Genomic DNA, 21,291 nt, shown 5'->3' with positions numbered 1-21,291 from the left:
CGGGGCGTTGCGGGTGGAGGGGATACCCTCGTGAAGCTGCACGAATCAACTTATCCACACCACCATCATAAAACAATAAAACTTAAATATTAATATTGGTCTTTATTTACCCAATCACCTCTGCCAAAATATCCTCTAACAAGAACGGAATCACTCCCACATACATTACACCGTCCTCGTCCGTCCAAAGCTTGCGGCTACCGTCCAGCACAACAATCTTGCGAAAGAAGTCGCCAGTATTTCTCAAAGAAAAGGTCTCCTGTGCCTTCTTCTCAGGCGTGTCCACATTCAATGCCGACTGGATATACACTTTACTATTACCTACATTGACCACAAAATCAATTTCATATTGAGACAATTTACGCTTGCCGTCTATTACGCGCGTCAGTTCTACAATGCCCACATCAACAGAATATCCTCTACGGATCAAATCATTATAAATCATGTTCTCCATTAGATGTGAACGCTCCTGCTGACGGAAATTTAATCTGGCATTTCTCAGTCCCAAGTCCATGGCATAGTACTTCTGAATCTTGTCAAAATACTTGCGTCCCTTCACATCCCATCGTTTCGCACTCTGGAAGAGAAATGCATCCTCCACATAGTCCAGATAGTTTTTGACGGTATTGTGCGAAGGTGATTTCCCCATCAGCGTTCCAGCCGTATTGGCCAGTTTGTTCGGATTCGTCAGTGAGCCTACTGACGATGAAAGAGCATCAACCAAAGCACTCAATATGTTATCATCCTTCAGATTATATCGTTCCACAATGTCCTTAATATAGACATTTGAGAAAAGCCCTTGCAAGTACTTGCGCTTCTCCTTTTCGTCTGGTTCAAGAATCGTCAAAGGCATACCACCGTACATCAGGTATTCCTCCAGTGCATCAGCTTTTTCCATCTGGGCTACCGATAGGTATTCTGCAAATGATAGTGGGTAAACTTTTATTTCAGAACCACGGTCACGAAAATTTGTCACGATATCCTTCGACAGCATCTTAGAGTTCGATCCCGTCACATACACATCAAGGTTCGGGCGCGCCATCAGATCATTCAAAATGTCATAAAAAGTGGTGTAAAGCAACTCTCTATCCTCTTCAGGTACCAATGATTCGTCCACATCCTCATTTTTTACCTTATACGACAACTGTATCTCATCAATCAATACATAAAATTTTCTGTCTGTATCCCTTGTAGACTCTATGATATAGTCGTACAGGAGGTTCGGATTACGATACTTGATGTCTGTCTTTCTGTCAAGAGCCACCTCCACGAAATCCCTCTCCTGAGCTCCTTTCTCTATTAATCGGTTCTTAAAGAGAGTTGAGAGTAGGAACGACTTACCCGAACGTCTTATACCGGTCACAATCTTTACCTTTCCGTTCCAACATTTTGTGAGTAACTGTTCAACATATTCGTTTCTATCTATTATCATAATAGCGCACTCTTAGGATGGTTATGAAAATTCGGTCGCATATTACAACCATTTTGTCAGTACAAAAATATTCTTTTTCTTTTGACTATCCAAAACAATGCAATAATTAATATTCCAAATTCATATAGAAGGGACGACTATTCGCCTGTTTCTTCACCCCACCTTCGCCGTAAACGTTATTCTCCCAACGACCAGAATGTGCTCACATAAGGGAATCCCAAAGCTATCGCATCACCATTACCACGTGAAACGGAGCGAATCAAATCGTCTACCCCACTATTCATAAGTCCTTCCACTGAAACATCATAATTCAGCCTATTCCCTTTCTCATCGCACATGAAATATCCCTCATCGTTTGAATAGGCTACAACCACCTTCCCTCCTATCAACGGTGTTTCAATCTGTTTGGCGGTGGATTCACTATCCCCGCTTCTATCATACCGTTTGCTACCATAAAAAGCGTATTTACCCCACCTAAAGCTCAAGTTATCCTCCAAGGGTCCCAGCTTAATGTTTCCTTTTTTATCACCCCAAGCGAAACCGCCATCACGCCCTTTTAGACAATAAGCATACCAATCTCCATCGCAAGTTATCCATGAATACTTGCCTTCGGTATCCATAAACAATTCCTTGCCGTCCCTGTCTATAATACCGTACATACCGTCTTTGCGCACTATTGCGCAACCATTCAAGTCGAAAGGTCCAATCTCCGAATACGTCTCAGGCTCAACGATGATATTGCCCTGCCTATCTATTACCGCAGGCTGGCCTCCCGGATTACAATTCACAACAATGCGATCGGAATGAATCACGCGTGAGTTTTTCTCTCCATAAATACAGAAGTCCCCTTGAAACAAAGAGATATTCCCCTTTCGGTCAATCACACCGTATCTGGTTTTCCCATCCTCTGTCCCCCCTTCGACAAGCGCCTTTCCGTCAGCATTGAACAAAGTGATAGGTGTCGCCAAAGTAGTAAACAGTTCCTTACCCGAAGTATCAATAGCTATATATCCTTCTTGTGTCATTTTCCAAGCCACTCCGTTCCAGAAGCCCGTTATATCAAAACATTCACCGACATCAAAAACTTTTTCACCTTTCTTGTTGATAAAGGCATACCCTTCGCGCATCCCCATCAACACTTTTGCTAGTCCGTCAGAGAAGAAATCGGCATCCCTGAATTCTCCCGCAAAAGCCAACTCGCCGTCCTATGTATAATAGGCGTTTCCCAGAGGTATCAAATCTATATCTGCCAACGGGCTATTTGAACTGCCTCCGCAAGCGGAGAAAAAAAACGCAACATAAACCGTTGCGCAATAAATCAAAATCTTTGTTTTCATAGTTCTTTAATTATGATTGTTATTACACATAATTCATATTTCCTTATTAAAACGCAAACCACAAAGCTAACAAAGCAAAAATAATAGAAGCCACCAACTTAATTCAGACTTTCTCATATTCTATTTCTTTTTCAATCACAATAAACAATAATATACTCGCTCTCACTTACATCAGTTCCATACTCCATCTCAATAGCCATTTTTTCTTTTACTTTCACAATATATCCATCGTCATCAAACTCATAATTATATTTCGCCTCACCGGTATAATTAGATATTGAGACAGGCAATTGCTTCGACTGCCCCCATGCAAAGGCGCAATAATACCATGGATAAGGAGTATAAATATTAGTAAGACAATTTACAATATCAATATTAACAGGCTTATTTTCCTTTTCTCCATATTGATAAGTACATTCAGAGTATCCACCTTTTACCTTATCCAAATTACCATCTTTCCATGTAAAGTCACAGATATCACGGACAACGCCAGTTGATGATTGCAAAATCCGCCAGTTCCCATCAATCCCGTATGTTTCTTTGACTTTCATATTTCCTTCCTGCACCTCTACATTTACCGGCGCTCCGGGTTCAGACGTAATCATAGCTTTCTGTTTCCCATTCCAATTTATTTGAATGGAATTCTCCTTATAAATATAGGTATAGACATCCGCATTTCCAGTCTGCCGCTTCTCCGTAGCTGAAAGTATACGCTGTTGTTCATCGTAAGTAAAATCAATTGTCCGATCAGTAGATTGGATAGTTTTAATGTAACGCATTGCCGGAGCAGTTTTTTGTGTATCTCTCATGCTTTTCTTTGGTTTACACCCTGCTTGTAAGAGTACAAAGAGAAAAAAAATCAGAAGTGTTAAGTTTAAGCCTTTATACAGTTTCCTTTCTCTTAGTTGTTGCTTAATCGTTCTCATATCATTTCAATTTATAAGTTAATATTATTTGTCTGTCCTTTGTTAGTCAGCAGCTTGCACTTTCTTATGCCACTCTTTGGCACGTATCAAGCTTTTGAAAACATCGTGTCCTTATTCTAAAATAACTTTTAACAGTTTACTATTTTTAATATGCACCTTTCCAATATGCCCACGGATGAACGATGTAATCACCAATCGCTTCCAAATCATTCGGTTCCCAAACACAAGCAAAATAATTATCGTTTAATTCAGGATGAAGAATGTCATCAATACCTTTCTCACCAATCAATGCGCAAGTACGTTCCTTCACATCAAGCCCCACAGCTATACCGTTAACAAAAGGAGTTACTAACAAATATCCGTAAATTTGCCCATTAAGATATAGATGTAGCGTATCTTCCAGCCCTTCCTTTGTCAATGCGTGAGATTTATAAACACGCGCTCCATCTAAATCGAAAGTGGAAAAAGCTATAGAATAATCAGAGCCATAAAAAGGATAAGGACCAGCCTTCGTTCTGCCATATTTAAACTCTATATCACGATTGACCGCCGCTATTTTTTCTTTCCCATTCTTATCACACCAACCTATTTTATTATCTTCCGTTTTAAAATAATACCAATTGCCGTCATTCTCCAAACGAGTATATATTGGCTCTATCAGAATTTTCCCCTTACCATCCACCAAACCGTACCTACTATCTTTATAAAATACTGCACAATCATTTTGGTCAAACTCGAGGGGAAGATCTTTGGAAATATAATCGACCACCAGCTCTCCTTTAAAGTTAATAGCACCAATAAGTCCTTCTTCATTCTTCACACTTGCCTTTCCTCGAAGTGGCGGAGTCTTGACGTATTCCGTAACCGCTCTCGCTATATCCTCACGGGGCTCTACCAAGATTTCTCCCTTTGAATTAAATACACCAATATTGCCATCGGCTGCCATAAAATAGGCTACTCCTTCATAAAAAGCAGTCAATGGTCTGCCAGCCAATTCAAACAAGACTTCACCCTTCTTGTTAATGGCCGTGGCACGTGTTCTGTCTTCAAGACTTCCTCCTTGAACAAAAGCTATGCCTTCAGAGAAGTCGGAACATTTGGCATATTCCGCATATTCACCGAAAACCTTTGCGAAAACTTCCTCAGCATTTAGTACCAACGTACCATTGCGATCGAGAAAATAGACATCACGTACCTTCAGCAAACCATCTTTAAAGAACCCCGAACCTAAACTATAATTTAAATTTGGCTTCCAGCCTATAGCTGCAAGTTCTCCGGAAAGTGCATCCATTTTCTCCCCATTCTCATCCACATAATAAAAACCGGCCTTACTCATACAAGGAATAGGGAAAAAGCTGCGTTGAGGTCGTTGGGTATATTACTTCCACACGCAGAAAATAAAGTCACCACACAAATAAGCGACAGATAAAACAGTGTTTTCATTCTCATAATTATTTTTTTGTTATCTATTTATCACAAAATATAACCGACTGTTTACTTTTCAAACCGACGATCGATATAAAAGCAAGTGACTTTTGCCTCCGGCTTAAAGTCTTCCGGAGTCAGCTGAATCGATTCGCTTTCCAATTCGGATGTTTTTGCCAAATCGCCATTCGCAGTCATGTCAAGAGCTTTCCTCTTGGTTTGCTCCGTCAAGTCATCCAGTTCTTCGTTCACCACATTGATGCGCAGATTTTTCCCATAAGCGATGTATACTATTCCTTGGTCGAACATCTCATCATACATAATCATCGCTTCCATTCCTTTTTTCGTCACCGCTTCCCGTAAAGGCATTCCCACCTTAACACCGTTCTCCAAAGAGACGTATGGAGAAGTGACGGTCAGTTCTTCTATAGGAGACAATTGCTTTTCCAACATAAAATTAGCAACTTCCACATCATCACAATATAAGGTATAAGTTTGAAGCGTCATAGCGGCAGGTTCATAATAAAAAGTCCCTTTCTCTACCTTATTATATAGTCCTTCATCAGTATCAGACATATTTTTGAAAGGATGCTTCATCCGCAAACTTCCCACACCATCCTCTGTGAGGATAAACGGTTTCACTCCCGCATTGGCTTCCACCTCCGCCTGCACGGCAGAAGGATCAGCGTTCGTCTGTTTCTTACTATTACTACAAGAGAATAAACACATTGCTATAGCAATGAGGTTGATCATAAAAATCTGTTTCATTTCAATTTATCATTAAAGTTATACATTAGGACTATTCATACATAATTACGTTTCCTTGATTCAATTGTTTTTTCGTATTAGGCAAAACAATGAGATGCTCACCCACCATATGTATAAATCACCAAAGGCATTATTCCCGACTCTTACGAGTCAGAAACAATGCCTCCTTTATATGTTTTCAAAGAATATTTAGCTAATAGATGTTCACTTGTGTGTGTGTGTGTGTGTGTGTGTGTGTGTGTGTGTGTGTGTTATACAAACATTACACATACGCAAGTTTTTAACATTATTTTTGTTGCTATTTCCTTGTGCTATCATAGTATTTCCCTTATTTCGATTCAAAAATAAGACTTTTTAGCATAGAAAGCAACAAAATACCAAAATATTACACCAAAAAGGAAATCATTGACTGATAAAAGTGTAGCTAAAATACATTTTTATCAGGATACAAGTGTTATTCGAAAGATAAACAATTTGTTAGAGTCTTCTACTCCGTCCCGCATCAATACGTAGGAAAATGAACAACAGTATCGTAAAGCCCCATAAAGAAGAACCTCCGTAGCTAAAGAAAGGTAATGGGATACCGATGACCGGAGTAAGTCCCAGCACCATGCCTATATTAATAAATAGGTGAAACAGGAAAATGCTGAGGACTGAATAGCCATAAACCCGACCGAAGGTGGAGGGTTGACGCTCCGACAAGAAAATCAAGCGGAAAATCAAGATCAGGAAAGCTATCAAGACGGCTGCCGAACCGACAAAACCTTGCTCCTCTCCCACCGTACAGAAGATGAAATCAGTATCCTGTTCGGGAACATATTTCAGTTTGGTCTGCGTACCATTCAGGAAACCTTTCCCTGTCAATCCACCGGAACCGATGGCAATCTTGGATTGGTTGACGTTGTATCCCGCACCGGTCAAATCTTCTTCCAAGCCCAATACCACTTTGATGCGGACTTGTTGATGGGGCTCCAATACGCTATCGAATACATAATTGCTGGAATATAAAAATCCGATAGAGCCGATGGTAAATAAAGCGATTAGAAAGTAAGCACGCTGACGCTCACTTAATGCTAAATAAATCAAATAGCCTATTGCAACAGCACACAGTCCCCACTGCACCCAGACCAGACTAAAGTGTACCCAATATTCCGATATCAAATAGGCAATCAACAATATCCCCAGACTTCCACCGATAATATTGCGGGCAGCCGCCCATTTCTTACGATATACCCACACCATGCCACCGGCAAACAATAAAATCAGCAACAATACAATAAACTCTCCCAACGGCGTAGGGGTATCTGCAATAAAGACCTCGTCAAAACGAATACCGACCACAAAGTAGATTACCGCACAGACACCTGCAAAAAGTACTACTCCCGGCATTCCTTCCCGATAAAGCACCAAGAAAAAGGCGAGATATACCAATGCAGATCCTGTTTCCCTCTGCCCGATAATCAATAACATCGGCAGAAGAATAATCAATCCCAAAGCTAAAGCACACTTTTCTTTCTTGATACTGAATGAGTAGGCATTCATATATTTGGCCAATGCCAAAGCTGTAGCAAACTTAGCGAACTCGGCGGGTTGCAGGCTGACCGGCCCCATCACCAACCAGGAACGGGAACCTTTTGTATCCGGAGCAATAAAAATCGTGACAATCAACAGAAGAATCATCCCTATATATATAATGTACGCGAACATATCGTACATCCGGTCTTCCAACATCAGCAACACAAATCCTAGCCCGAAAGAACAGATAATCCAAACGAACTGCTTACCGGCACGAGTCGAGAAGTCGAGAAAATCACGCTCGCCATAGTCATAGCTGGCTCCGCACACGCTGAACCATCCGCCAATAATCAGGAGCAGGTAAATACAAATCGTCACCCAGTCCAAAGATTTCCATAAACTATCGCTCCTCATTACCATACAATATCACTCTGTTACTAATTTCTTCCGCTCTTATCTCATTTTCCGGCGACAACTTGCCTTTCATATATTGTTCCATCATCAAAGCACCGACCGGCACTCCGTATGTGGCTCCCCATCCTCCATTTTCCACATAGACGGCAATGGCTATTTTCGGCTTGTCCATTGGCGCAAAGCCCATAAACACCGAATGGTCATGTCCGCGATTCTGTGCCGTACCTGTCTTTCCGCAGGCTTCCAATTCCGGGACCATCATTGACAGCATACGGCAAGTTCCTCCGGTAGCGGCCGCACGCATACCTTCCACCACCGACTCATAATGTCTTTTTTCAATCGTAGTATAACGAGGAGTGCGATAAAGACTGTCTATCCGGTTATCCTGAATTTCTTTCACGATATGAGGCGTGACAAAATATCCTCTATTGGCAATCGTCGCTCCCAGATTGGCTATCTGAAGAGGGGTAGACAAAATTTCTCCCTGACCGATAGAAATACTGATCACCGTCAATCCGTTCCAATGCCCGCGATAAGCCTTGTCATAGAACTGTGCATTCGGAATCAACCCCCGTTTTTCTCCCGGCAGGTCGACTCCCAGTTTGTAACCGAACCCTTGCGAAACCATGTGATCTTTCCATACGGTAATAGCATTTTGCGGTGAGCCATACTTACGGTCACCGAACATACGAAACAGCCCCCAACAGAAATAAGAGTTGCACGATGTAGCAATGGCGGGTATCAGCGGAAGCGGCGCTCCATGACTATGGCAACCTACCGTCAGCCTGCCGTAATGGAATCCGCGCGAACAGGGAAAAGTCGGACTTTGCTCTGTTATAATACCTTCTTGTAAGAAAGTCAGCCCTTGTGCTGTCTTGAAAGTAGAGCCCGGAGGGTAGACTCCCATCAAAGCACGGTTCAACAATGGTTTCATCTTGTCGCGTTGCAACATCAGATGATTCTTACCACGCTGACGACCGATCATCAAATGCGGATCATAATTCGGGGAAGATACCAGGCAAAGGATCTCACCGGTCTCCGGCTCGATAGCTACAATACTTCCGATCTTGTTCTTCAACAAGCGTTCACCCAAAATCTGCAAATCAATATCCAGACTCAATGTCAGGTTCTTGCCGGGAACAGAGGGACGGTCGTAGGCCCCATCCATATAGTGCCCCTGGATACGGCCATGCGCATCACGAAGCAGAATCTCAATCCCTTTTTCTCCACGCAGGTACTTCTCATACGATTTCTCTACGCCTAACTTCCCGACATAATCTCCACGAATGTAGTATCCGTCTTCATCCGCTTCCATCTCTTTGGCAGATACCTCTCCGATGTCGCCCAGCGCATGGGCAGCCGCATTGTAAGAATATTGGCGGATCGTACGACGTTGGATATAAAAGCCACGAAACTTAAATAGCTTTTCCTGAAAGACACCGCATTCCTCCGCCGACAACTGCGACATAAACACTTGATTCGTGTAACGGGAATATCCCGGATTGCGGCGACGGTCTTTCATATCGCTCATAATCTTCAAAAATTGGGCACGGGTGATATTCAACGACTGGCACAAGTCGAGCGTATCGAGATCCTCGACTTCCTTCGGAACAATCGAAATGTCGTATGCAGGCTGATTGAATACCAACAGTTTCCCGGTCCGGTCGTAAATCGCTCCACGCGAAGGATATTGGATCTTATTCAGAAAAGCATTACTGTCAGCATTCTTCTTATAGTCATCTGTTGTGATCTGCAATGCGAAAAGTCGTACCAGATAAATCAAGACAATAGACAGGGCAATGCCTCCGATAACAAATTTACGTTTCTCTAATCTATAATCTTTTGCCATTTTTTACTTCCTTATGCCTTCAACAGCTACAATACAGGTTACAGTCAGAATGGTGCAAAGTAACACCCGCAGCAGCAACAGCCAAATACTGGAAAACGAGAAGAACTCAATGGAGAGTAACGCCAGGCTATGTACAAAAACACTTGCAGTCGTATACTTAAGAAAAGGAGTAATCCCTATCGTCTTGAAAGACGGGATGAAGCTATCCAGATTATCGCGAGGTGTGAACAGTCGCAGTAAAGAAGGACGGAGAAAAGCAAGCAGCACCGTCGCAGCCGCATTCATTCCCGGAGTATCAGCAAATACATCGATAGTCAGTCCGAAAAAGAAAGCCCACAACATCAACTCATTCCGCGAAGTGCCGGAGTCAAACTTTAGGATAAAATAAATATAAAGAAAAGGAGTAGCATAACCTGCTATATGGACATTATTCAGGATAAGCACTTGAAGAAGCACCAAGCCGATAAACCATCCGATTCTATGTATATAGGTGATAATCATTCTTTCGTTACCTTATTTTCAAGTTTCTTCTGCTCTTCCTGCCCATTCCGGGCTATCACACGGACATCGCCGAGCTTTCCGAAATCGGTAGCCAGCTTGATTTTCAGCAGGTAGGACAACCCGTCATTAGAGTCGGACATATCATCCACCGTACCTACCATAATGCCTTCCGGGAATACGGTCGAGAATCCGCTGGTCACTACGGTATCGCCCAAATTGAATTCCGCATGACGGGGCAGGTCTTTCAGATAAGCGTAACGCGAATCTCCATGTTCCCATTTCAGATAGCCGAAATAATCACTGCCTATAATCTTGCAACTTATATTGGACTTGCTGTTCAGTACAGAAATCACCACCGAATAAGATGGAGAAGTTTCATACACGATACCTACAATTCCGTTACCGTCTATCACTCCCATCTCAGAGCGAATGCCGGAGGAAGAACCTTTGTCGAGCGTGATATAGTTATCGGGCAGTGTCAGACTGTTTTTTATCACATGAGCCTTGAACAGCTGATAGTCACTTTGAGGCATCTGCCGGACACTGTTAATGGTAATAGAGTCCACCTGGCGTTCTTTCAACGCTTTCTCCAGATTGGAGATCTGCTGTTCGAGCAACATATTCCGGTCCAGTAAATCCTCATTGACCGATTTCAAATGAAAGTAAGAGGAAATGCCTCCCGACACATCATAAACCGCCCCCACAACCGTATTGGCAGAAGTGAAAAAAGCACTCTGCTGATAACGGTTGAACCGAAATAACAAAACAAAACTGGCTACCTCTAATAAGATAAAGAGGAACCAGTAATTGTATTTCAGAAGGAAGTTTATTAAATTCCGCATCCCTGAGTTATCTCATTAAGAAAGAGAAACGATCTACATTCTTTAATGCAACTCCCGTGCCTTTAGCTACAGCGTGCAAAGGATCTTCCGCAATGTGGAAAGGAATATTGATCTTATCAGTCAGTCGCTTATCCAACCCACGAAGCAATGCGCCACCACCGGAAAGATAGATACCGTTGTGCACAATATCAGCATAAAGTTCAGGAGGTGTACTTTCCAACGCACTCAAGATAGCCGTTTCTATTTTCGAGATTGATTTTTCCAGACAGTGAGCCACTTCCTGATAGCATACAGGTACCTCCATCGGAAGAGCCGTGATACGGTTAGGACCGTGAACGATATAATCTTCCGGAGCTCCTTCACCCAATTCGGTTAAGGCAGCGCCCACATTTATCTTGATACGTTCCGCCATACGTTCGCTGACTTTCACGTTATGCTGACGGCTCATGTATTCACGGATGTCTTCCGTCAGATCATCACCCGCCACACGGATGGAGTTGTTGGAAACAATACCTCCCAAAGAAATAACGGCAATTTCCGTAGAACCACCACCTATGTCCACAATCATATTCCCTTCCGGAGCCTCTACGTCAATGCCGATACCAATAGCCGCAGCCATCGGTTCGAAGATCAGATAGACATCCCGTCCGCCGGCATGTTCGGCAGAGTCACGAACGGCACGGAGTTCAACTTCCGTACTTCCCGAAGGAACACCGATCACCATACGAAGAGAGGGTGAGAATAAGTGATTGCGTGTATTCACCCGCTTAATCAAACCGCGCATCATCTGCTCGCAAGCGTAGAAGTCGGCAATCACACCATCTCTCAACGGACGGATAGTGCGTATGTTTTCGTGGGTCTTTTCGTGCATCAACTTCGCCTTTTCCCCCACGGCTATCATCTTATCCGTACGACGGTCCAAAGCCACAACCGAAGGCTCATCCACCACGATTTTCCCGTTCGTGATGATGATGGTATTGGCTGTACCCAAGTCCATCGCTATTTCTTGTGTAAAAGAGAACAATCCCATTCTTAATTATTATTTTTAGTGTTTAAAATGACGGATACCGGTAGTCACCATCGCCATGCCATGCTCATTGCAATAAGCAAAAGACAAATCATCTTTTACCGAGCCGCCCGGTTGGATTACTGCCGTAATACCTTCCTTATCCGCAATTTCCACACAATCGGGGAAAGGGAAGAAGGCATCCGAAGCCATTACCGCGCCATTCAAGTCGAATCCGAATGACTTAGCTTTTTCAATTGCTTGTTTCAATGCATCTACACGTGAGGTCTGTCCGACACCGCTTGCGAGAAGCTGCTTGCCTTTTGCCAATACAATAGCGTTTGACTTACTGTTCTTCACAATCTTGTTGGCAAACAACATATCTTCCACCTCTTCCGGAGTAGGAGCTTTGTCTGTTACGGTTTTGAGGTCGGCTACCGTTTCAATATTAGTATCTTTATCCTGCACCAATACGCCATTCAGCAAAGCACGGAATTGCTTCTTCGGCAATTTGGCTTCCTTGCGAACGAGAATGATGCGGTTCTTTTTCTGTCCAAGGATTTCGAGTGCGTCCACATCATAATCCGGTGCGATAATCACTTCAAAGAAAATCTTGTTGATTTCTTCGGCTGCTTCTTTATCAACAACCCCATTTGTAATCAACACGCCTCCGAAAGCGGAAACAGGATCACCGGCCAATGCATCTTTCCATGCATCCAGCACAGTAGACCGTGAAGCCAGACCGCAAGCGTTATTATGCTTCAGAATAGCGAAAGTGAGGTCGTCAAATTCATCAATCAAATCAACGGCAGCGTTGATATCGAGAAGATTATTATAAGAGATTTCCTTTCCGTGAATCTGGTCGAACATCGCTTCCAGATTTCCGTAGAAATAGCCCTTCTGATGCGGGTTCTCACCATAACGAAGTTGTTTTTGGCTATTGACAGAGCAACGGAAAGCAGAACCTTCGCCTGCATCAAAATAATTGAAGATCGCTGAATCGTAGTGAGAAGAAACGGCAAACGCTTCTTTTGCCATCCAACGGCGTTCTTCGAGTGAGGAAGTGGCGCCGTGCTCCATCAACATATCCAGCAACGGTTTGTATTGTGCCTGAGAAGCAACGATAATTACGTCGTTGTAGTTCTTGGCTGCGGCACGAATCAGAGAGATTCCGCCTATATCGATTTTCTCAATAATATCTGCTTCGGATGCACCGGAAGCTACGGTAGCTTCAAACGGATACAGGTCAACAATGACTAAATCTATTTCAGGGATTTCATACTTTTCAATCTGTTGCAGATCTTGCTCCAGCCCGCGACGACAAAGAATACCTCCGAATATTTTCGGATGTAATGTCTTTACCCGACCACCGAGAATAGAAGGGTAAGTGGTCAAATCTTCCACTGCCTTACAAGGATATCCCAATGATTCAATAAACTGACGAGTTCCTCCTGTTGACAAGAACTCTACTCCTTCTTCATGAAGTTTGGTAATAATTTCATCCAAACCTTCTTTGTGGTATACAGATACCAATGCAGTTTTTATTCTTTTAGACTCTGACATTGAATTGCTTATTAAGTATTTGGTGTGCAAAGTTACGAAATATTGTTTATCGTACGTAATAAATAAGGTGTGAATTAATAAAAAAAAGCGTTGACTCTCTCAAACGGAAAATCAACGCTTCTTCGCAAAGTATATTTTTGTTCAAAAACTATTACCAGATGGACACCCGTTTGTCTTTAGCCACGAACATAGGATCCTGCTCAGTAATATTGAATGCTTCGTACCAGTTTCCAATATGAGGAAGTGCACCGTCTACACGCCATTTGCCTAATGAGTGAGGATCGAGTTTTGTCAATCGGAGAATTTCTTCCGGACGGATATTTCCTGCCCATACATTAGCATAAGCAAGGAAGAAACGTTGTTCGGGAGTAAATCCGTCTACTGTTTCAAGCGGTGCATTAGCTGTCGCGTTCTTGAAAGCCTGGAAAGAAACTTGCAGACCGCCATGATCGGCAATATTTTCACCCAAAGTCAACTGACCGTTGGCATGCACACCGGGAGCTACTTCAATACTGTCAAAGAAGTTCACCATTACTTGGGCACGTTCCTTGAACTTTTCAGCATCCTCTTCCGTCCACCACTCTTTCAGGTTTCCGTCTTTGTCATATTGGCGTCCCTGATCGTCGAATCCATGTGTCATCTCATGCCCGATAACGACTCCGATAGCACCGTAATTCATTGCATCATCGGCGTTCATATCGAAGAATGGCGGCTGCAGGATAGCTGCGGGGAAGCAGATTTCATTGGTAGTAGGATTGTAATAAGCATTAACAGTCTGCGGTGTCATCAACCATTCATCCTTATCTACCGGCTGACCGGCTTTGGCAATCATTTCATTGTAATCCCATTGACTGGCACGCTCGATATTCGCCCAATAAGAATCGTTCTTAATCTCCAAAGCCGAATAATCTTTCCACTTGTCCGGATAACCGATCTTTACATGAAAAGCATCCAGTTTCTCCAATGCTTTCACCTTAGTCGGTTCGCTCATCCATTCCAGCGCCTTGATACGTTCGCCCAAAGAAGTTTGCAGATTCTTCACTAAGGTAACCATACGCTCTTTTGCAGCAGCCGGAAAGTATTTTTCTACATACATCTGTCCTACCACTTCACCGAGAACAGCGTCTACCGTACTTACCGAACGCTTCCAACGAGGCTGCATTTCTTTCTTACCGGACATCGTCCTACTATAAAAATCGAAGTTCTGAGCTTCAAAGTCATCGCTAAGATATGAAGCGGCAGCATCTATCAAGCCCCATTGCAAGTACAATTTCTGATCGTCCAATGATACAGTGTTAATCACATCGGCAACTTCTTTCATAGCGGCAGGCTGACCTATGTTCACTTCCTTCAGGTCTTTCAAACCTGAAACAGCGAAATAAGTATCCCAGTCGAAAGTCGGGATGTTCTTTTTCAGCGTTTCCATATCCATCTTATTATAATTGGCATGAGGATCACGCAATTCCACTTGTGAACGGGCCGCTTTAGCCAAACGGGTTTCAATGTTCATTACAGCTTTTACCGCTTTCTGTGCAGTAGCCTCATCATAACCTGCCAACCGGAACATTTTGGCGATGTGTTCCTGATATTTGTTACGGATGTTGGTAGTCTGTTCGTCTTCTTCCAGATAATAATCGCGTTGTCCCATTCCGATACCACCCTGATAGGTCTGTACTATATTCATCGAACTGTTCATATCATCCGCACCGACAAACATCGTAAAGTAAGGCCGTATACCTTTCTTCTGACTTTCGGCAATGTATGCGTAGATTTCGTTCTTGTCTTTCAGCGCATCGATAGCGGCCAATTCGTCTTTAATCGGAGCTACTCCCTCCTGGTTCAACTTCACACTGTCCATTGCGATGTTGTAAAGGTCGCCAACTTTCTGAGCAGCGCTTCCCGGAGCATTGTCCGTCTTTGCGGCCAGTTCGGCAATCAGGGATTTCAATTGTTCACGGCTGTTCTCACGCAACATATCGAATGTTCCGAAACGGGAATATTCGTCAGTCAACGGGTGATCTTTCACCCAACCGCCACACGCATATTGATAAAAACTTGTACCCGGCACAGCCGTGGTATCCAGATTAGCAAGGTCGATACCGGACGTCAGTACGGCCTCTTTCTTACTGTTACATCCTGTTGTCATAAGGCATACCGCAAGAATTGGTAAATACTTGGTTACTTTCATACTCAATATAATATATTATAGAATTATCATGTTATGCGAAGGAAGACCCTAGCCTTTCACTTCTTCCAGTTCCATCGACACCCGTTCCCACTCTTCAACGATTGTGTCCAACTGTTGTTTCAGTTTCTGATGGCGTTCATATAGCTGCATATCCGAAGCCCCTTCCGGAGTCGCCATCTTCTCTTCCACAATGGCAATCGCGGCTTCCGTCTCTTCTATCGAGGCTTCACAGTCCGCTACCTGACGTTCGAGTTTCTTAATCTTCTTATTCAACTCTTTCTGTGCCTCATAAGAAAGTTTGTTTTCCGAAGGTTGCACAGCTTCCTGTTCTCCATTTCCTTTGGCTGTTGCCGTAGGAGAAGCAGACAATCCGGCGCCTTTTTGAAGTTCATTCAGGCTATCTATCTTTTTCTTTTGCAGAAATTCATAAATACCTCCGAGATGCTCTTTCACCATTCCTCCACCGAACTCATATACTTTAGTCGCAAGTCCGTCCAAAAAATCACGGTCGTGACTGACAAGAATGACTGTGCCGTCAAATTCACGGATCGCTTCTTTCAACACATCCTTTGAACGCATATCCAAGTGATTGGTCGGTTCGTCAAGAATCAGGAAGTTTACAGGTTCAAGAAGAAGTTTGATCATTGCCAATCGGGTACGTTCTCCACCGGAAAGGACTTTGACTTTCTTGTCCGAAGCTTCGCCGCCAAACATGAAGGCACCCAAAATATCCCGTATCTTCAAACGGATATCTCCCGTTGCTACCCGGTCTATGGTATCAAACACCGTCAGATTTTCATCCAACATCTGTGCCTGATTCTGTGCAAAATAACCGATCTGAACATTATGACCGATGGTCAGTTTGCCGTCAAAGTCAATCTCACCCATTATACATTTCACCAATGTAGATTTACCTTCACCGTTCTTACCGACAAAAGCTACTTTCTCTCCCCGATTGATAGTGAGATTTACATCATGAAAAACAACATGATTACCATACGCTTTGCGCACGTCTTCGCAAATCACCGGATAGTTTCCGCTACGGCTGGCAGGAGGAAATTTCAAGCGAAGTGAGGAGTTGTCTTCTTCGTCCACTTCAATACGCTCTATCTTTTCCAATTGCTTGATGCGGCTTTGTACCTGCACGGCTTTAGTTGCTTTATAGCGGAAGCGTTCAATGAAATCTTCCGTATCCTGTATCTGTTTCTGTTGATTCTCGTAAGCGCGGAGCTGCTGTTCGCGACGTTCCTTGCGCAAGACAACAAATTCGTCATACTTCACTTTGTAATCATAAATCTGTCCACAGGTAATTTCGATAGTACGTGTGGTTACGTTGTTCAAGAAAGCGCGGTCATGGCTGACTAGTACGACAGCATTGGCACGAATTGCCAGGAAATTTTCCAGCCATTGGATACTTTCGATATCAAGATGATTGGTCGGCTCGTCGAGTAGCAGCACATCCGGACGGCGCAACAACAATTTTGCCAATTCGATACGCATACGCCAACCACCGGAAAACTCTGAAGTAGGACGATCAAAATCCTCACGGCTGAATCCCAGTCCGAGAAGTGTCCGTTCGATTTCCGCCTGATAGTTCGTGCCCCCCATCATTAGGAAGCGGTCGTTCTCATGCGTGAAACGGTCTATCAACTGATGGTATTCTTCCGAATCATAGTCTGTCCGTTCAGCCAGTTCCTGATTCATTCGTTCCAACTTCGCCTGAAGTTCAAAAATATGTTCGAATGCCTGTTCCGCTTCTCCCATCACCGTCCGGTTGTCGGAAAGAATCATGACCTGAGGCAAATATCCGATAGTTACATCTTTCGGAGTAGCTACAACTCCATGTGTCGGCGATTGTAAACCTGCCAATATCTTCAACATGGTCGATTTGCCCGCACCATTCTTGCCGACTAACGCAATGCGGTCTTTCTTATTGATAACATAACTGACATCCTCAAAAAGGGGTGTCGCATTAAATTCTACTGATAATCCTTCTACTGAAATCACTTCTGTCTCTGATTTATAAGATTTTGGACTGCAAAGATAATGAATAATTATTGTATAAATGTCAGTATCATCCGTTATCAAAAACAAAAAAGCAGCCATTCTGAACGAATGACTGCTTCCTATCTTAATCTAAGCCCCTCTTTAGAACAATTTAGCAGGATATTCACCGGCATCTACCAATGCCTGAATCTTGTCTACTACGCTTTGGCGATCTTCCGGATAAGTAACACCGAACCATTTGCTAGTAGTATCCAACACTTCAACAGTAGCGGTTCCGTCATTAATCAATTTATCCACCATCAATGGAATGAAGAATTCGCTCTTCAGATTTTCCATGTTCTTCGGATCGCTCAGGAAAGTTTTAAAGAACTCCTCGCTGTAAGCGAAGTAATCGGGAGTGAAACCCCAGAAATTCATACTTACCGGAGTTGTGTCGGGGGTAGCAGTCCATTCACCATTATCATCGATATATTTCACTTCACCGTCCAAGCGTTGAATCTTCGTACGTTCTACAACAGAAGTCAGCAATCCTTTCGCATCTGTGCTACAGATTCCACGAGATACCGTACCGCTTTCGCTCAAGGTATTTCCTACGCGGAAGCCTACCATTGAATAAACATTTTTCGAACCTTCGGGAAGAGCAGCCAGATATTTACCCATCACCTGGAAAGAATCGCGACCATAAAAGTCATCACAGTTAATTACCGCAAACGGTTCTTTAATCACATCGGCACCCATCATTACCGCATGGTTAGTACCCCAGGGTTTTGTACGGTCTGCCGGACAAGTAAAACCTTCGGGAAGAGCATCCAACGCTTGAAATACAAGCTCGCAAGGAATATGACCTTCATATTTGGAAATAATTTTCTCACGGAAATCCTGTTCAAAGTCTTTGCGGATTACAAATACAAGTTTGCCGAATCCGGCATTAATAGCGTCATAGATTGAATAATCCATAATAGTTTCGCCATTAGGCCCCAGACCGTCCAATTGTTTCAAGCCTCCATAGCGGCTGCCCATACCGGCTGCCAATAAGAATAAAGTTGGTTTCATAAATTGTGTAATATTAAAAGGTTAGTGATGTCAACGGCATCAGATTTCGTTGCAAAAGTACAAAAATAGTTGAATCCGACAGGACAATTATCAATCATTATTTACCAAAATCGTACAAAAATCATTCATTAGAAGGGATAACCGATAGCAAAATGTATTCCCAGATTTTTCATAAAGGCTCCGGTAACATTGTAATACCCACTTCTATCCGTATCGTAAGGCAGATGCAAAGGTACACCGAAATCGAGACGGAACACAAGAATATCCATATCATAACGGAAACCGACACCTGTACCCAAAGCAATCTGTTTCGGGAAAGTCTTCAGTTCGAGTTGTGAATTCGGACGAGCCTCATCTTTACGCATCAGCCAGACATTTCCCGCATCCAGGAAAGTGGCCCCCCAAATACTTTTATAAATACGGAAACGATATTCCACATTTGCCTCAAAGCGGAATGTACCTGTCTGATCGAGGTAAGAATAACGACTTTCCGCCGGATGATATCCACCGGGACCTATGCTACGCACCGTAAAAGCACGGATACTGTTAGCACCTCCGACATAAAACTGTTCGCTATAAGGAGCTATCGTAGCATTTCCATAAGAGAAAAGTGCTCCCAATGCCACACGGGACGCTATTCTGTTATTCTTATCAATATTCCATAAATGACGGAATTCCGTATTCAACTTCACGAATTGTGCAAAAGGAACATTCAGCAATCGTTTATTTTCTTTATTAAAAGGCTGACCGAAAGCACGATAGATCACTGAGGTCAGATTTCCGGCAGAAGTCACTGTAGATTGCCACCAGATAGGATTCTTTATTCTCCGCGTCGAAGCATTGTCATACGTATACGTGTATTCCATAGCAGGAATAAACTGGTCTTTCAAACTGATATACAATGCCGGATTCTCCTGAGCGATCTCCTTAAACTCTTCCGACTGATGTTGCAGGACGTTGAATGTCAATTTGAAAGGAGTGATACTATGACGGCTTATACGTGTCGGCTGGAAATCATATGTCGCATTTCCACCGAATGACAACAATTTATAATATCTCGCACGGTTCAACTGATCGATATACAACCGGAAAGTTGTGGTTGCCGGAAAGTCAAATTCCATTTTGCCCCAACGTGGGAACACAACTCTGGGAAAAGTCAGTGATGTGGAAAGTCCCATCTCCCAACTGTTCATCAAAGAACTTTTCTCTCCACCTCCAGTCTGCCACTCATAAGAGCCTTTAAGCTTTACATTCCAGCTTTCTCCACCACCGAAAACGTTGTTACGGGTAACACCAAAAGCAGCACCGGGACCGGTCTGATCGTTGCTCTTAGTTACTACGTTCAACTCCAACTCGGCATCCAGTGGCTTGGCAAAAGTGGCTTGTACACTCACATTCAGCGTATCACAAACTGCTGTCGTGTCCTTAGGAGCATATTGTATATCCAAATAGCTGAATATACCCAACTGGCTTAACTTTTCCTGAACCTGCTCTTGCCTGTATTGACTGTAAAGCCTAGTACGATTGGAAGCACGCATCTGTGCATTACGTACAAACTGTTGATAATTCAACCAACGATAAAGCATATTGGGACGAACCTGCAACTTCTTATAATAGTGAATATTCAGGTTCTTATACATCATGCTGTCATTCGGGGATTCTCCATTCTTTCCAAACAGATAAACAGAGCCATTGCCTACATAATAAGGACGTTGCGCAGCAGCAGGCAAACCGGGTACGGGAATCATCCGGAGGCTGATATGCCCGCCGGGCACTAAGGTGGTATCCGCCTGATAAGTCATATAGTCGGGACGGAAATAGAAGTATCCCCGGTTACGCAACAACGTACTGATACGTGTACGCTCGTCATCCAGGTCCACAACATTGAATTGTTCGCCGGGACTTATATAGGAATACCTGCGTCCCCGCTCCATAATCCGCAATGTCTGCGGAGTGAAACGCTCATAATACACCGTATCTATGAAATAGGGATTCTTCATATCCACCGTGTAAAGAATACCGGCTTTCAAGCTATCCTTCTTATCCGCCAATGTTTCGTAAGTTACTTTTCCATTGAAATAGCCATAATCATGCAACAGATTGGTGGCGACTTTGATGCGCACCTCCGGATTGACAGTAGAAATAAAAACAGGAGGATTGGCTGCAAAACGGTTGAACATCCATTTCCCGAATCCTTTCTTGTACTTCACAAAATCATTGTACATCCACATCTTAAAAGGAATGGGCAGAAACAGAATTTTCGTACTCGGAGCCTTGTCAAGCGCCGCTTCTATCTCGGTCAATGCCGTCTGACCTACCGAAGTGTTCGATTTATTCTGAATAACCGTTTTGTTCCCGGTATAGAGTATTTCGTCTTCGGGCAAATGCTTCGTCACCGAACACCCCGAAAACAACATGATACCAATCAGACAGCCTGTTAATATGTTACTATATATTCCTTTCAT

At 43.3% G+C, this 21,291-nt stretch carries 15 protein-coding genes; all 15 read right to left on the bottom strand.

The window, feature by feature from the left end; genetic code table 11:
* Positions 1–106 precede the first annotated feature (106 nt).
* Positions 107–1,432 carry an ATP-binding protein gene (locus tag H8S63_RS04575; RefSeq protein WP_186925845.1) on the bottom strand — a complete coding sequence of 442 codons (1,326 nt, stop codon included), beginning with the start codon at positions 1,430–1,432 and terminating at the stop codon, positions 107–109.
* 176 nt (positions 1,433–1,608) lie between these two features.
* Positions 1,609–2,628 carry a WG repeat-containing protein gene (locus H8S63_RS04570; protein WP_186925844.1) on the bottom strand — a complete coding sequence of 340 codons (1,020 nt, stop codon included), beginning with the start codon at positions 2,626–2,628 and terminating at the stop codon, positions 1,609–1,611.
* A gap of 272 nt (positions 2,629–2,900) precedes the next feature.
* Entirely contained in the window at positions 2,901–3,578 is a 678-nt protein-coding gene (locus H8S63_RS04565; protein ID WP_186925843.1) for a hypothetical protein, read from the bottom strand.
* 262 nt (positions 3,579–3,840) lie between these two features.
* Positions 3,841–5,031, bottom strand: a complete 1,191-nt coding sequence (locus tag H8S63_RS04560; protein ID WP_255467627.1) for a WG repeat-containing protein — start codon at positions 5,029–5,031, stop codon at positions 3,841–3,843.
* A gap of 158 nt (positions 5,032–5,189) precedes the next feature.
* Positions 5,190–5,888, bottom strand: coding sequence for a hypothetical protein (locus tag H8S63_RS04555; protein ID WP_186925842.1), 699 nt, complete (start codon positions 5,886–5,888; stop codon positions 5,190–5,192).
* 477 nt (positions 5,889–6,365) lie between these two features.
* Positions 6,366–7,823, bottom strand: a complete 1,458-nt coding sequence (gene rodA, locus H8S63_RS04550; protein ID WP_186925841.1) for a rod shape-determining protein RodA — start codon at positions 7,821–7,823, stop codon at positions 6,366–6,368.
* A complete protein-coding gene (gene mrdA / locus H8S63_RS04545) occupies positions 7,804–9,666 on the bottom strand; it encodes a penicillin-binding protein 2 (protein WP_186925840.1) in 1,863 nt (620 codons plus the stop codon). Before mrdA ends, rodA begins: the two co-directional genes overlap by 20 nt.
* Before the next feature lie 3 nt (positions 9,667–9,669).
* Positions 9,670–10,167, bottom strand: a complete 498-nt coding sequence (gene mreD / locus H8S63_RS04540; protein WP_007755858.1) for a rod shape-determining protein MreD — start codon at positions 10,165–10,167, stop codon at positions 9,670–9,672.
* On the bottom strand, positions 10,164–11,009 hold the full coding sequence (mreC, locus tag H8S63_RS04535) for a rod shape-determining protein MreC (RefSeq protein ID WP_143867563.1): 846 nt from the start codon (positions 11,007–11,009) through the stop codon (positions 10,164–10,166). Before mreC ends, mreD begins: the two co-directional genes overlap by 4 nt.
* 7 nt (positions 11,010–11,016) lie before the next feature.
* Complete coding sequence (locus H8S63_RS04530; RefSeq protein WP_007755856.1) at positions 11,017–12,039, bottom strand: rod shape-determining protein; 1,023 nt, start codon at positions 12,037–12,039, stop codon at positions 11,017–11,019.
* 15 nt (positions 12,040–12,054) lie between these two features.
* Positions 12,055–13,578 (bottom strand): bifunctional phosphoribosylaminoimidazolecarboxamide formyltransferase/IMP cyclohydrolase, encoded by a 1,524-nt coding sequence (gene purH, locus H8S63_RS04525; RefSeq protein ID WP_007764054.1) that lies wholly within the window; start codon positions 13,576–13,578, stop codon positions 12,055–12,057.
* A 151-nt stretch (positions 13,579–13,729) separates the two neighbouring features.
* Positions 13,730–15,766 carry a M13 family metallopeptidase gene (locus H8S63_RS04520; RefSeq protein WP_186925839.1) on the bottom strand — a complete coding sequence of 679 codons (2,037 nt, stop codon included), beginning with the start codon at positions 15,764–15,766 and terminating at the stop codon, positions 13,730–13,732.
* Between the two features lie 48 nt (positions 15,767–15,814).
* Complete coding sequence (locus tag H8S63_RS04515; protein ID WP_032839811.1) at positions 15,815–17,773, bottom strand: ABC-F family ATP-binding cassette domain-containing protein; 1,959 nt, start codon at positions 17,771–17,773, stop codon at positions 15,815–15,817.
* A 141-nt stretch (positions 17,774–17,914) separates the two neighbouring features.
* Entirely contained in the window at positions 17,915–18,826 is a 912-nt protein-coding gene (locus tag H8S63_RS04510) for a hypothetical protein (RefSeq protein ID WP_007755846.1), read from the bottom strand.
* A 128-nt stretch (positions 18,827–18,954) separates the two neighbouring features.
* Entirely contained in the window at positions 18,955–21,291 is a 2,337-nt protein-coding gene (locus H8S63_RS04505) for a BamA/TamA family outer membrane protein (RefSeq protein ID WP_186925838.1), read from the bottom strand.

This window comes from Bacteroides sp. NSJ-39 (assembly GCF_014287315.1).
GTDB classification, from domain to species: Bacteria; Bacteroidota; Bacteroidia; order Bacteroidales; family Bacteroidaceae; genus Bacteroides; species Bacteroides finegoldii.
This window is presented reverse-complemented; position numbering and strand designations above follow the sequence as displayed.